The following is a 13,336-nucleotide window of genomic DNA, read 5'->3' as shown; positions in this document are numbered from 1 at the left end:
AGGGCGAGCTGCGCGGCTTCAGCATCCGGCATACCCCGACGAGGGCGCTCTACGAGAAGGTGTTCGGCACGCGCCTCGGGTCGGCACCGTACTGCGACACAGCCTGACAGACCAGTGAGGAACCACTCTCACCCTCGTCGGCGGCCCGCCACAGACCGATACTGCGCAGTTCACCCACCGGGCGCCACAGCCTGACGAGGTGACCAGCCGCGACCGATTCCCCAGCCTCTACGGATTCCTCTGCGCGACGACGGCCGACCTCCGCCGGATCGGTGCCCTCGGGGATGGCGACGGTGAGCTCGACCAGGAACTCCTTCATGGCGCTTCTCCTTCTCCCTGCGGGGCCCACCAACCCCTCGCAACGACGTACAGAAGGCGGTGTAGTCGCCCATGCACTCCGCGTGCGAACACCCTGCCTCCCGACGGCACGCACACCGTTTGGAATATTTCGACCGATCACCCAATTATATAGACGACCGGTCGACTGGTCGACCGCATCGAGGGGCAACCCGTCGAGCCCGTCATCCTCCCCGCTCGTCTCGTCGCACACCGCTCACGCGGCGAGCCCGCTCCCCAAGAGCCCCCCGCTCCCACGGAGCCGTCCCCCGCAACGAACAGGAGCCAATTGTGAGCAACCCGGACAAGTTGCTGCGCATCGAAGGCATACGCAAGACCTTTCCCGGTGTGGTCGCGCTCGACGGCGTCGACTTCGATCTGCGCCAGGGCGAGGTGCACGTGCTGCTCGGTGAGAACGCGCGGGCAAGAGCACCCTGATCAAGATGCTCTCCGGTGCCTACCGTCCCGATGCCGGGCGAATCCTGGTCGGTGGCGAGGAAGTGCGCATCCACGGTGCGCAGGACTCCGAGCGCCTCGGGATCGCCACCATCTACCAGGAGTTCAACCTCGTTCCCGACCTGACCGTGGCCGAGAACATCTTCTTGGGCCGTCAGCCGCGCCGCTTCGGCATGATCGACCGCAAGACGATGGAGGAAGACGCCGCTGAACTCCTCAAGCGTGTCGGCGTGCAGGTCTCCCCCCGGGCTCGGGTGCGTGAACTCGGCATCGCCCGCCTCCAGATGGTCGAGATCGCCAAGGCCCTCAGCCTCGACGCGCGCGTGCTCGTCATGGACGAGCCGACCGCCGTGCTCACCTCCGAAGAGATCGAAAGGCTGTTCAGCATTGTGCGCGCGCTGCGCGACGACGGCGTTGGGATCGTCTTCATTACCCACCATCTCGAGGAGATCGCCGCCCTCGGGGACCGGGTCACGGTGATCCGTGACGGCAAGAGCGTCGGGCAGGTGCCTGCCTCCACCCCCGAGGACGAGCTCGTACGCCTCATGGTGGGGCGGTCGATCGATCAGCAGTACCCGCGCGAACGGCCCGACACGGGCGCCGCATTGCTCACCGTCGAGGGGCTCACCCGGGACGGGGTCTTCCACGACGTGTCCTTCGAGGTGCGGGCCGGTGAGGTCGTCGGCATTGCGGGGCTCGTGGGGGCCGGTCGTACAGAGGTCGTCCGTGCCGTGTTCGGCGCCGACCCCTACGACAGGGGAGCCGTCCGCGTCGCCGGCGCGGAGGTGCGCCGGTCCGACGTGAACGCTGCGATGGCGGCCGGGATCGGGCTCGTGCCCGAGGACCGCAAGGGACAGGGGCTCGTCCTCGACGCGACCGTCGAGGAGAACCTGGGCCTCGTGACCATGCGGGCCGCGACCCACGGCGGGGTCGTCGACCGCAAGGGGCAGCGGGCCGCCGCAGCGAAGGTCGCCGAGCAGCTCGGCGTGCGGATGGCCGGACTCGGCCAGCACGTTCGCACGCTCTCCGGCGGCAACCAGCAGAAGGTCGTCATCGGCAAGTGGCTGCTCGCTGACACCAAGGTGCTCATCCTCGACGAGCCGACGCGCGGCATCGACGTCGGCGCCAAGGTCGAGATCTACCAGCTGATCAACGAACTCACTGCCGCGGGTGCCGCCGTCCTGATGATCTCCAGCGATCTGCCCGAGGTGCTCGGCATGAGCGACCGGGTGCTGGTGATGGCCCAGGGCCGGATCGCGGGCGCCCTCTCCGCCGCCGAGGCGACCCAGGACTCCGTCATGGCACTCACGCTCAAGAACGCAACGGGCGCCGGTGGCACCGCGGGGGTACGCCGCCTCCTGCTCGACAACGGCGCGCTCACCGCGCTCATCGTTCTCGTCGTCGCGATGTCGGCGCTGTCCGGCGACTTCCTGACGACCGACAACCTGCTCAACATCGGCGTCCAGGCGGCCGTGACCGCCATCCTCGCCTTCGGCGTCACCTTCGTGATCGTCTCGGCGAGCATCGACTTGTCGGTGGGTTCGGTTGCCGCGCTGTCGGCCACCGTGCTCGCCTGGAGCGCCACGTCGGCCGGGGTTCCGGTCGCGATAGCCGTGCTCCTCGCGATCGCAACCGGCCTCGCCGCCGGACTCGTCAACGGCATCCTCATCTCGTACGGGAAGCTGCCGCCGTTCATCGCGACGCTCGCGATGCTGTCGATGGGCCGTGGTCTGTCGCTTGTCATCTCGCAGGGCTCCCCGATCGCGTTCCCGAACTCGGTCTCGCACCTCGGTGACACGCTCGGCGGCTGGCTGCCCGTGCCGTTGCTGGTCATGGTCTTCATGGGCCTGATCACCGCATTCGTGCTGGGCCGTACGTACATCGGCCGCTCCATGTACGCCATCGGCGGCAACGAGGAGGCGGCCCGGCTCTCCGGTCTGCGCGTGAAGAAGCAGAAGCTCATCATCTACGCGCTCTCGGGGCTGTTCGCCGCCGCCGCGGGCGTCGTGCTCGCCGCGCGCCTGTCGTCGGCGCAGCCGCAGGCCGCCAATGGATACGAGCTGGACGCGATCGCCGCGGTCGTCATCGGCGGCGCCTCCCTCACGGGCGGTACCGGCAAGGCGTCGGGCACGCTCATCGGCGCGCTTATCCTGGCGGTGTTGCGCAATGGTCTCAACCTGCTTTCGGTGTCGGCGTTCTGGCAGCAAGTCGTCATCGGTGTCGTGATCGCCCTGGCGGTCCTGCTGGACACCGTGCGGCGCAAGGCGGGGGCCACGCCGGGCGCGGCCGGAACGAGGTCTCCGGACGGCAAGGACCAGCAGGCGATGACGTACGTGCTGGCCGCCGTGGTCGCAGCGGCCGTGGTCGGCGCGATGTCCTTCCTGCACGGCGGCTCGTCCTCCACGACGCCGAAGGTCGGCCTGTCCCTCTCGACGCTCAACAACCCGTTCTTCGTGCAGATCAAGACGGGCGCCCAGGCCGAGGCGAAGAAGTTCGGCATCGACCTGACCGTCACCGACGCGCAGAACGACGCCTCGCAGCAGGCCAACCAGCTGCAGAACTTCACCAGCTCGGGCCTCGGTTCGATCATCGTCAACCCGGTGGACTCGGACGCCGCGAGCCCCGCGGTGCGGGGCGCGAACAAGGCCGGCATCCCCGTCGTGGGCGTCGACCGCGCCGTCAACAAGGCGAAGACGGCCGCGCTTGTCGCCTCCGACAACGTCGAGGGCGGCAAGCTGGGCGCCAAGGCGCTGGCCGAGAAGCTGGGCGGCAAGGGCAAGATCGTGATCCTGCAGGGACTAGCCGGCACGTCCGCGAGCCGTGAGCGCGGCGCGGGCTTCGACGTTGGTCTGAAGGCCTACCCCGGCATCCAGGTCGTCGCCGAACAGCCCGCCGACTTCGACCGCGCCAAGGGGCTCGACGTAATGACGAACCTGTTCCAGGCCCACCCGGACATCCGGGGCGTCTTCGCCGAGAACGACGAGATGGCGCTCGGCGCGATCAAGGCGCTCGGCTCCAAGGCCGGCAGGTCCGTCCAGGTCGTCGGCTTCGACGGCGAGCCCGACGGTCTGGCCGCGGTCAAGGCGGGAACGCTGTACACGTCAGTGGCGCAGCAGCCGAGCCAGCTGGGCCGGATCGCGGTCGACAACGCGCTGCGGGCCGCCCAGGGCAAGAAGGTCGAGAAGACCGTAATGGTTCCGGTGAAGGTGGTCACGCAGGAGAACGTGGCGGGGTTCACTGGCTGACCACCGTGCCCCTCCGGTCGCCTCGACCGCGGGCAGCGCGCGGTGCGGCTTGTTCACCACGGCGCGGTCCGCGGTCGAGGCACCGGCTTTCACCGCTACAGGGATCTGTGGGGATCCGTTGGGAGACAGTTCATGCACGACTACGACCTCCTGGTTGTGGGATCAGCCAACGCCGACCTGGTGATCGGCGTCGAGCGACGGCCTGCGGCCGGGGAGACTGTGCTCGGCTCCGACCTCGTTGTCCATCCGGGCGGCAAGGGCGCGAACCAGGCGGTGGCCGCCGCACGGCTCGGCGCCCGTACGGCGGCATTGCTGGCCCGGGTCGGCGACGACGCGCACGGCCGGCTGCTGCTCCAATCGCAGCGCGAGGCCGGCGTGGACACCGTGGGCGTGCTGGTCGGCGGGGCACCCACGGGGGTCGCGCTGATCACGGTGGACCCGTCGGGGGACAACAGCATCGTGGTGTCGCCGGGTGCGAACGCCCGCCTCACACCTGAGGACGTACGCGCCGCCGCCAGCCTCTTGCACGCCTCCCGCGTCGTCTCGGCGCAGTTGGAGATCCCGCTGGAGACGGTCGTGGAGGTCGTACGGAACCTGCCGTCCGACACCCGGTTCGTACTGAACCCGTCGCCGCCCCGGCCTCTGCCCGCCGAGGTGCTGGCGGCGTGCGACCCACTGATCGTGAACGAGCACGAGGCACGGGTCATCACGGGCGCCGCCTTGGACGGCTCGCCCGAGGACTGGGCCGCCGCGCTGCTGGCGCTCGGCCCGCGGTCGGTCGTGGTGACGCTCGGCTCAGAGGGAGCGCTGGTGGCGACCGCCGAGTCCATGGCCCGTGTCCCGTCCGTGAAGGTGGACGCGGTGGACACCACCGGCGCGGGCGACGCGTTCACGGCGGCGCTGGCATGGCGGCTGGGCACGGGCTCGTCGCTGCTGGACGCGGCGGCGTACGCGGCGCGGGTGGGCGCGGCGGCGGTCACGCGCCCCGGCGCGCAGGAGTCGTACCCCACCGCCGAGGAGGTCGAGGCGCTGTGAAGAAGACCGGAATTCTGAACCGGCATCTCGCGGGCGCGCTCGCAGAGTTGGGGCACGGGGACCGGGTCCTGGTGTGCGACGTGGGCATGCCGATACCGAGGGGCCCTCGGGTGGTGGACCTGGCCTTCCGCGCCGGGGTGCCGTCCTTCGTCGAGGTCCTGGACGGCCTGCTGGACGAACTGGTGGTGGGGGGCGCCAGGCGGCGAAGGAGGTCCGGGACGCGAACCCGGAGGTGTCCGCACTGTTGGACACCCGCTTCCCAGACCTGGAACTGGTCTCGCACGAGAAGCTGAAGAAACTGACGGCGGACGCCCGCCTGGTCGTCCGCACGGGTGAGGCCCGCCCGTACGCGAACGTGCTGCTGCGCTGCGGGGTCCTCTTCTGACCCGTCCACGTACCACTTCGAGGGGCCCGGTTTTTCGACCGGCCCCTCGGCTTTCCCCTCCGTATCAGAGGGCAATTCGTGGATCTTTTAAGTGGTTCTGTCGTCGCCTGATGGTGTTGATGCGGGCGGAAACCTGACGGGGTGCCTCGCCTGCAAGGGCGACGGGGACGGCGGTCGGCAGGGGCTGGCGAGTGTCGTTCAGTGCTCGGTGCTGACCCGGGAGACGTGGTACTGGCGGATACGCCAGGCGCCGCCGTCCCGCTGGAGGACCAGCGACATGTGCACCGCGGTCTCCCAGCCGTCCGGGCCGCTGAAAGTGACGTCCGCGAAGCCTCCGGCCATCTGCTCCCCCATCGTGTAGGTGTGGAGGATCGTCACGCTGGCGCTGCGATTTCCCGGGACGGCGGCGTAGTAGCCACGTACGGCATCCCGGCCGGAGAGGACCTCAGGTCCGAATCCCTGGAACAGGGCGTCGGGAGTGAACAGGTCGGCCATGACGTCGGGCTCGTGGCCATCGAAGGCGGCCTTCCAATGCTTCAGTACGTCGTGCATCGGATTGCTCATCGGGTTACCTCTTGTCCATGCGTAAGGGATAGCGAGGCGGCACCTGGCTCAATGATCGCCTCATGTCACCGGGCCGAGTCCAAACTAGACGACCGGTCTATTACAGTCTAGTCGATCGGTCGTATACTTGGCAACATGGGACGGACGAGTGACGCCAGAGAGAAGATCATCACCGCCGCGCAGTCACTGATCGAACTGCGTGGCTATTCAGCACTGGGTGTGGCCGAGATCTGCAAGTCGGCTGGTGTACCCAAGGGCAGCTTCTACTACTTCTTCGAGTCCAAGGAGGCCCTGGCGCTCACGGTCCTCGACGAGCACTGGGCCGACGAGCGGCGCGACTGGAGCCGCATCCTCGACAGCGACGCGGAACCCCTACAGCGGCTGCGGCAACTGTTCGAGGAGAACGAGGCCGCTCAGCGCGACGGCCAGAAGACCTGCGGCACCATTTCGGGGTGCTTGTTCGGCAACCTCACCCTGGAGCTGAGCAATCAGACAGAATCGATCCGCCGCCGCCTGCAGGAGATCTTCGATGCCCAAGTGGGCATGGTCGAGGCGGTCGTCGCCGAAGCCCTCCGGCGGGGAGAGGTCGACGTCGCCGACCCCCGAGAAGCGGCCCAGGGCATCGTGGCGCAACTCGAGGGCCAGGTACTGTTCGCGAAGCTCTACAACAGCCTGTCCCCGCTCGGCGCGCTCTGGGCGAACTGCCTCGCCCTGCTGCGTGTTCGCGCGCCACAGGAGGCAGCGGTCGGTGCGTGATGCCGGCCGCGGGGGTGTGGCAGGTGACTCGGCCGGCTCTGCTGTGTGTCCAGCGGCAGCGGTCCCGCGATGGAGCGCTCCCGGACCAACCCGATCCGGCCGGGCGACGCGGAAGGCCCGCTGCCCGGCGCCTTCAACTTCGGCGTGGCCGGACATGTCGATCCTTCGCTCGGGGGATCCTCGCCTAGCTAGGCAACGCCTTCGGATGACAGGAGAATACGGGCCCGTTCGAGGTCGACGGCGATTATCTGCACCGATATGTCCTGGCCCTCGCGGACAATCTTTGCGAGGTCCGTGACCGGCTCGGTGAGCGGAACGAGTCCCTCCAAGCAGTCGGCGATACGCACGAAGAATCCGATCGGCGCGATCTTTGTGACACGTCCGGTGACAACCTGACCGACACGTTCCACGAACCGAGGGAGCAGTTCCTCGTGCTCGGCCCATTCTCGGAGCACAACACCCACCTGGTGATTGTGCTCGTCGTGCCAAACCACCGCTCCGGTGACGAGCTGTCCCACGGTCGGCAGTTCCATGCACCTGGGCATCCCGTCGACTCTGGCCAGGCCAGCAGCTTCAGGGAGGCCGTCAATGGAGAGGAAGACGCCGAAGGGCTGTCTCCCGATGACCTCACCGGCGACCGGGGTGCCGACAGGCAGAGAGCGAATCGTCTCAGCCCAGGCCGCGGCGGAAGGCCAGGAGTACTCACTCATCCGCTGATCATGGCACGCGACAGCTGCCCCTAGACGCGTTCCGAGGTGCTGGTCACAGATCGGCCGGACAGGTCCTAGCGTCCGGGCCAGTCCACGTTCCACTCCGGCGGCAGGACCGCGTCGCAGAAGACGCAGACGAAGTCCTCCTCTCGCGCGATATTGAGCTGCTGGCATGCGGGACAGCGTCGGAACACCACCTCATGCGTGACGCCGGACGGGTGAACGATCCCGGCCTGGTCCAGGGCCTCAGCTAGCCGGCCACGAGCTGACGTCCGGGCAATAGCCGGTCGACTGATTGCTCACCTCGTTGACCGCCCACCGCCCGGACTCCTCGAGGAAACTGATCTCACCGGCGCACAGGACCGCTTCCCCACCAGCGCACACCACGTGCTCACTGCGGCGCGGTGCAAGCCGCAGGGCCCCGGTCTGATCGACAACGAAGGTGAAGGGCTCGGACAATTCCTCTGCTGTCTGAGCCGAAGCCCATTCGCCGAAGTCTGCTGGCGAACGCATGCTCTGACCACCGCCGCCCGGTCGGACGAGACTCCTCAAGTCGGCCGGACCGACATAGCGATAGCTCCACCCCCGCATGGTCATGCTCGCCAACCTAAGACTTGTCCCGTAACGATCATGCAGGACGGCGTCGCGGCTGGTTCTCGACCGGCTGCGGAGTCAGTCGAGGCCGGTTGCCCATGCGGTCAGCGTGGCGAAGTCGTCGATGGCAAGGTCGCGTCGTGGGTCGATCCGGTGCAGTAGGGCGGGACCGTCATGGTGTTCCTTCACCCAGGTACGATCCGCCTCTGTGATCTCGTCGTCGACCGGGCGTGGTCGTCCCCGATCTCAGCGAGGATCCGGGCGCCGAGCTGGGTGCCGAGCCCGGGGAGGCTCAGGATGATCTCGGCGTCCGGATGCTGAGGGAACGCCTCTTCCACTGCCTCGGCGAGCTGGTCGGCGGCCGTGCAGGCGACGTCGAACTGCCGCAGCAGAGCGAGCGTCTGCTTGCCGAGCGCGTCCTCGACCAGCGGCGGCTGGTGCGCGTATTCGGCCCGTAGGACCTCGCGGATGCGCTCGGCGTCGGCATCGATCCGGCGCTGGCGGCCGGCGCGCTTGAGCGCCGAGCGCAGTTGTGCGAGCGATAGCCGGGCCGCCCGCGAGGGCGTGGGGGCGAGCTCCAGCAGGATGCGGGTCTCGGGGCGGCAGAGACCGTTCTGCCAGTGCAGGTAGGCGTCGAGGGCGGCGGGGAAGTACTCGCGCAGGAGTGAGCGGAGCTGGTTGGCAAGCTGCTGCCGGTTCCAGACGGCGTCTTGCTGGGCGCGGGCGAGGACGGCGATGGCGCGGGCGAGATCGCTGTCCTGGGGCAACGGCCGGTGGGCGTGCATGTCGGTGCGGAGGATGTTCGCCAGGACGAGGGCGTCGCCGGGGTCGGACTTCTTCCGTGTGACCGCGTGGCGGTCGCGGTAGCGTGCGGCGGCCATCGGGTTGATGGCGTAGACCTGGCGTTTCCCCGTGCGCAGGACCGCGACGAGCAGGCCGCGGGAGGTCTCGATGGCGACCGGGATCGGGTTGTCCTCGGTGTCGCCGTGCTCGGCGAGTAGGTCCAGCAGGATCTTGTAGCCGGCCGCGTCGTCGGTGATGTGGCGCTTGGCCAGGAGCGTGCCGTCGTCGTCGACCAGGGCGACGTCGTGCGTCTTCTCGGCCCAGTCGATGCCGCAGTAGATCAACTTTCCCTCCTCGAAGTGTGGGTGGTTGCGCTGGTCACGAGCGCATCCGGGGCCACGCAGCGACCTAATTCCAGGCCTCGATCAAGGAACGGGCCGACACCTCACAAGCCGTTCGTGGCACCAGCTCACCGCACGGGCCCCGGTCTGTTCCCAGAGCTCGGACGGCTCGGGAAATGCAAGAGATCACCGTGCGACGGGCTCGCACCACCAACTCCAACGAGTGGTCAAGCAAACGGTGTTGACGCCGCTGGTGGCTGTGAAGGCGCCGAATGCCGCCGATCTTGGCGGAGGCATCATGGCCGGGCTGAAAGAAGGCGTGCGTCCGGAGCCCACACAACCGCCAGCAGCGTCAGCGCTGGGTGGGTGGCGGCCACGAGAGCACCGGTGGCACCGCTCTGTGGGAAGGCGTCTTGGCCGTGACGTTGAGAGGTATCCACCGGAACTCACGAGACCACCACCCGCCAGCTGGGTTGCGCAGCCGTGCTCGTCGCAGACCTGGACGGCCCGGTGGAGTGCAGGCGTCACAACCCGTTCGAACCACCTCACCGACCGGTGAGGGCCGGTGAGCTCCTTACAGGGGAATTAGGTGGGGTGCGGTGATCGCGCGCCAGCGTTCCTGGGCGGACTCGACGAGCTTGTAGACCATCGCGATCTCCAGCCACCAATCGTCGACCTTGACCTGCCACTTCCGCAGGCCTCACGTCGCCGAACTCATACCGCGACCCTGCCACGCACCACCGACAGCCCCGGGCCATTGCCACCCGGCGCCACCCGAACGGGGCGGCCGCCCGCGGTCTCCGTGGACGCGTCCTCATCTTCGATGGACTCGGACTCATCGCCCTCGTTCACGCCGTACGGCCCGAATGGGCCCGCGACGTCGTCGCCGGGACGGATGCCGACCATCGGGCCGCCACCCTTCGCACGATGAAAGCCAGGGATCATGCGTTCACCGTACGAGCGAGCATCGACATCCTCCAGCAGGGGCGCGAACTTCACGCTCCTGCGACCTTTCGAGGTAGATGACACCCGCTCTTCAGCGCGACTTGGACTACGGGAGCGGACGCCCGAACGGCCTCCGTGCGCAATCGCCGTGCGCAGAATCAGGGCCTGAGCAACACCTTGATCGCGGTGATCATCGACTGTCCGGTACCGACGCACGAACGGCGCGCCACAGGTCGGAGCCACAGATACAGGAGGCAACGACCTTAAGTCAGGCCGGCACCGGCGCGGGCTGGATCCGCTTCGCGTCCCACGCCAGCCACACGCAGGCGGCCGCGAGCAGTGCGCCGTGCGCGATCCGCAGCGCGGGCGGACCGAAGAACTGCGGCAGGAACAGCCCGAACCCGACCGCGAACAGGATCGCCGGCACCGTGCGCATCCGGGCTGCGACGAGGATCGCGCCCGCCGCCATGGTCAGCAGCCCGAGCCCGAACATCGTCATCGCGAACGGGTTGTAGCGCACGTCCTCGGCCAGGTCGAGGACGTTCGACTGGTTGGCCATCGCATGCAGGCCGAAGTCCTCGGCGCCGTAGTACGGCAGCGTCAGGCCGGCGCCGATCCAGAACACGATCGCCGCCACGCGGTTGATCGGCAGCAGTGCAATCGCGACCAGGATGAACCCGATCATCGCGCACAGGTGCGCGACGATCCACGCGGTGGAGCCCATCGCGGCGGCGGCACCCGAGGTGGTGGACTCGTCCTCCCATGGGCGGAGAGCGGGGTAGAGCAGGAACAGTACGCCTGCGACGGACAGCGGGATCCTCATGATTCGCTCCTCAGGCTGGCGAGATACATCTGGATGAGCTGGTCGTAGGTGTCGTCGAGGTCTTCCGGCAGGCCGAAGCCGCCCGCGGATTCGATGGACGCGAAGCCGTGCACGAGCACCCGCAGGCGCCGGGTCGCGTGCACGGCCGCCGAGCCCTCGAGTCCGTAGCCGCGCAGCGTGGCGTACATGACGCCGACGAGCTTCGCGCCGGCCGCCTCCTGGATCGGGTCGTGCAGCGGGTCCATCGGCAGCGCGGCGTACCGCTTCGGGTGCGCGGCGGCGTACGCACGGTAGGCGTGCATCAACCCAGTGACCGCCTCGTTGCCACCGGTGCCCAAGACGGTCGCCGTGAACCGGTCGCTCATATCCTCCAGCACCCGCACTCCGACGAGCTTCTTCAGTTCGCCGAGGCTCGCCACGTGCTTGTAGAGCGACGGCGTGGCGACCCCGCAGCCGTGCGCCACGGCGGCGAGCGTGAGGCCGTCCGGCCCGTGCTCGTCCACGATGCCGAGCGCCACATCGACCACGGCGGCCGGCGTCAGCGACCTCTTAGCAACCATAGCCCAGAGGCTATTGCCATTAGCCAAGCACGTCAATCGGCACCGGAGCCGGCGAGTGGATGATTCAGACCGTGGCATAGCGGCCGCGACGGTGGACCGGGGCCGGTACGTCGTCCGCGCCGAACTCCACGTGCGCGATCTCGAGCTGTATCTGCAGGCCCCACCGACTTCGGGCGGGTCCGGATCGACCAGGGTGCAGCCGCCCAGGTGGACACGCCGACCGGGCGCCGAGCAATTGTCAAAATCTGTGGATCGCTGAAGTTACGGCCTGACACTCCGGTGCCATCGGATCTCGCCGTCATGCCATTCGTTGGTGGGCGTGGGCCCAGCGGCTACGGCGACGGCAGGGGAGGCTCGGTGTTCAGGGTGGACGTGCGCGATGATGGCGTGCACCGGGGGCCGGCTGAGCCAGCCGGCGAGCCCTTGGGCCGCTTCGGTGGCGATGCCTCTTCCCTGCCACGGGGTTCCCACCACCCAGGCGATCTCCGCGATGGCGCCGCGGACGCCGGGGCTGATCGTCGCCTGGACGGTGCCCGTCAGGCAAGACTCGTCACGCAGCCGGATCACCCAGTTCAGCCAGGCCACGGCCGGGTCGGGGGAGCCTGCGGTCATGCGCTGGTAGCGCGACCGCAGGACCTGGGCAGTGTCCGGGGTGCCGCCGATGAAGGTGTGCAGGGCGGGATCGGACAGCACCGCGGTACGTCATCTCCCGCCTTCAGGGCCTGTCGCACCTGCTGCTCATGGGAGCCCAGAGCGACTTCACCGGCACCCCACTCGAAGCCCTGTCCGGTGACGGCATGTTCGCCCACTTCCGGCCCATGTTCGGCGGAACGCTGATCGCCAACACCCAGATGACCGGTGAGCGCGGCGCCCGCCTGATCCACGACGCCCTGGCTGATGTCATCGCGTTTGGCCGGCCGTTCATCGCCAACCCCGACCTCCCGGCCCGCCTGGCCACCGGAGCCCCAGCGTTGCTTGCCCAGGCCGGAGCCGTGCTCGGTGCCGCGGCAGGCGATCAGCGGCTTCACGCCGAGGTCCCAGACGAGACGGCGGTACTTGTCATGGTCGTAGCCGCGATCACCCAGCACCACGTCGGGGCGGCAACGGGGCCGGCCCCGCTTGCCCCGCACCGGTGGCACGGCCTGCAGGAGTGGGATGAGCTGGGTGACGTCGTTGCGGTGGCCGCCGGTCAAGGTGGCGGCGAGCGGGATGCCGGTGGCATCGGTGATCAGATGATGCTTGCTGCCCGCTCTGCCCCGGTCGACGGGGCTTCGTCCCGTCTTGGGACCCCTTTTAATGCGCGGATGTGGGAGCCGTCGACCGCCGCCCGGGAGAAGTCCAAGGCGTTCGCGCTGCGGAGCCTGACGAGGAGGTCCTCGTGCAGCCGGGGCCACACACCGGCCTCGGTCCACTCGGCCAGCCGCCGCCAGCAGGTCATGCCCGAGCCGAAGCCGAGTTCCTGCGGCAGATGTTCCCAGGCGGTCCCGGTGTGCAGCACAAACAGGATGCCCTGGAATACCAGCCGGTCCGGATGCCGCTTGCGCCCCGGGTGCCGGGTCCGACGCTCGACCTTGGGCAACAGCGGCTCGATCACCGCCCACAACTCGTCATCGACCTCCCACGGCTTCGGCCGAGCCACCCCACATCCCCGGATCATCAGTCCCGGAATGATCCAACCACCTCGAAGATCATTTCGTTAGGAGTTCTAAGGGTGTGCAGATCTTTAACTCGTCTTTTTGGCCTTGGTTTGGGTGGGGTCGGAAGCGAGGAACCTCGCGACGTCGGCAGGTGTACGGAGGCGGG

The 13,336-nt window shown here is 68.4% G+C and carries 9 protein-coding genes and 6 pseudogenes; 5 read left to right on the top strand and 10 right to left on the bottom strand.

Going from position 1 to position 13,336, the window contains the following annotated elements:
- Nucleotides 1-49 precede the first annotated feature (49 nt).
- Nucleotides 50-319, bottom strand: a complete 270-nt coding sequence (locus ACNPQM_RS36720) for a muconolactone Delta-isomerase family protein (protein WP_358863313.1) — start codon at nt 317-319, stop codon at nt 50-52.
- Between the two features lie 308 nt (nt 320-627).
- Between ACNPQM_RS36720 and ACNPQM_RS36715 the strand changes: the two are divergent.
- The 4 genes and pseudogenes from ACNPQM_RS36715 to rbsD form a co-directional block, all read left to right on the top strand.
- A pseudogene (locus ACNPQM_RS36715) lies at nt 628-2,114 on the top strand (sugar ABC transporter ATP-binding protein); the annotation flags it as partial.
- On the top strand, nt 2,091-4,037 hold the full coding sequence (locus ACNPQM_RS36710) for a substrate-binding domain-containing protein (protein WP_418087364.1): 1,947 nt from the start codon (nt 2,091-2,093) through the stop codon (nt 4,035-4,037). The pseudogene ACNPQM_RS36715 and the gene ACNPQM_RS36710, both read left to right, overlap by 24 nt.
- Before the next feature lie 132 nt (nt 4,038-4,169).
- Nucleotides 4,170-5,072 carry a ribokinase gene (locus tag ACNPQM_RS36705; RefSeq protein WP_418087348.1) on the top strand — a complete coding sequence of 301 codons (903 nt, stop codon included), beginning with the start codon at nt 4,170-4,172 and terminating at the stop codon, nt 5,070-5,072.
- Nucleotides 5,069-5,457 (top strand): annotated as a pseudogene (gene rbsD, locus ACNPQM_RS36700) (D-ribose pyranase). The gene ACNPQM_RS36705 and the pseudogene rbsD overlap by 4 nt, the downstream one beginning before the upstream one ends.
- 198 nt (nt 5,458-5,655) lie before the next feature.
- Here rbsD and ACNPQM_RS36695 read toward each other — a convergent pair.
- On the bottom strand, nt 5,656-6,021 hold the full coding sequence (locus ACNPQM_RS36695; protein ID WP_418087347.1) for a YybH family protein: 366 nt from the start codon (nt 6,019-6,021) through the stop codon (nt 5,656-5,658).
- 135 nt (nt 6,022-6,156) lie between these two features.
- On the opposite strand from ACNPQM_RS36695, the gene ACNPQM_RS36690 reads away from it, so the two are divergent.
- Nucleotides 6,157-6,777 (top strand): TetR/AcrR family transcriptional regulator, encoded by a 621-nt coding sequence (locus ACNPQM_RS36690; protein WP_418087346.1) that lies wholly within the window; start codon nt 6,157-6,159, stop codon nt 6,775-6,777.
- A gap of 188 nt (nt 6,778-6,965) precedes the next feature.
- Here ACNPQM_RS36690 and ACNPQM_RS36685 read toward each other — a convergent pair whose 3' ends face one another.
- The 8 genes and pseudogenes from ACNPQM_RS36685 to ACNPQM_RS36650 all read right to left on the bottom strand — a co-directional run bounded on the left by ACNPQM_RS36685 (nt 6,966) and on the right by ACNPQM_RS36650 (nt 13,190).
- Entirely contained in the window at nt 6,966-7,487 is a 522-nt protein-coding gene (locus ACNPQM_RS36685; protein ID WP_418087345.1) for a S1 RNA-binding domain-containing protein, read from the bottom strand.
- A 74-nt stretch (nt 7,488-7,561) separates the two neighbouring features.
- Nucleotides 7,562-8,084: pseudogene (locus ACNPQM_RS36680) on the bottom strand (hypothetical protein).
- A 215-nt stretch (nt 8,085-8,299) separates the two neighbouring features.
- Nucleotides 8,300-9,208 (bottom strand): annotated as a pseudogene (locus ACNPQM_RS36675) (IS110 family transposase); the annotation flags it as partial.
- A 711-nt stretch (nt 9,209-9,919) separates the two neighbouring features.
- Nucleotides 9,920-10,204, bottom strand: a complete 285-nt coding sequence (locus ACNPQM_RS36670; protein WP_358863441.1) for a hypothetical protein — start codon at nt 10,202-10,204, stop codon at nt 9,920-9,922.
- A gap of 214 nt (nt 10,205-10,418) precedes the next feature.
- Nucleotides 10,419-10,973, bottom strand: coding sequence for a hypothetical protein (locus tag ACNPQM_RS36665; protein WP_326802211.1), 555 nt, complete (start codon nt 10,971-10,973; stop codon nt 10,419-10,421).
- Complete coding sequence (locus tag ACNPQM_RS36660; RefSeq protein ID WP_418087344.1) at nt 10,970-11,533, bottom strand: TetR/AcrR family transcriptional regulator; 564 nt, start codon at nt 11,531-11,533, stop codon at nt 10,970-10,972. Before ACNPQM_RS36660 ends, ACNPQM_RS36665 begins: the two co-directional genes overlap by 4 nt.
- Before the next feature lie 261 nt (nt 11,534-11,794).
- Nucleotides 11,795-12,229 (bottom strand): annotated as a pseudogene (locus ACNPQM_RS36655) (GNAT family N-acetyltransferase); the annotation flags it as partial.
- Nucleotides 12,142-13,190: pseudogene (locus ACNPQM_RS36650) on the bottom strand (IS5 family transposase). The pseudogenes ACNPQM_RS36655 and ACNPQM_RS36650, both read right to left, overlap by 88 nt.
- Nucleotides 13,191-13,336: the final 146 nt, after the last annotated feature.

It is taken from the genome of Streptomyces sp. NPDC056231, assembly GCF_048270745.1.
Taxonomy (GTDB): Bacteria; Actinomycetota; Actinomycetes; order Streptomycetales; family Streptomycetaceae; genus Streptomyces.
Note: the sequence above shows the minus strand (reverse complement) of the source record. Positions and strands in the feature narration are given on the sequence as shown.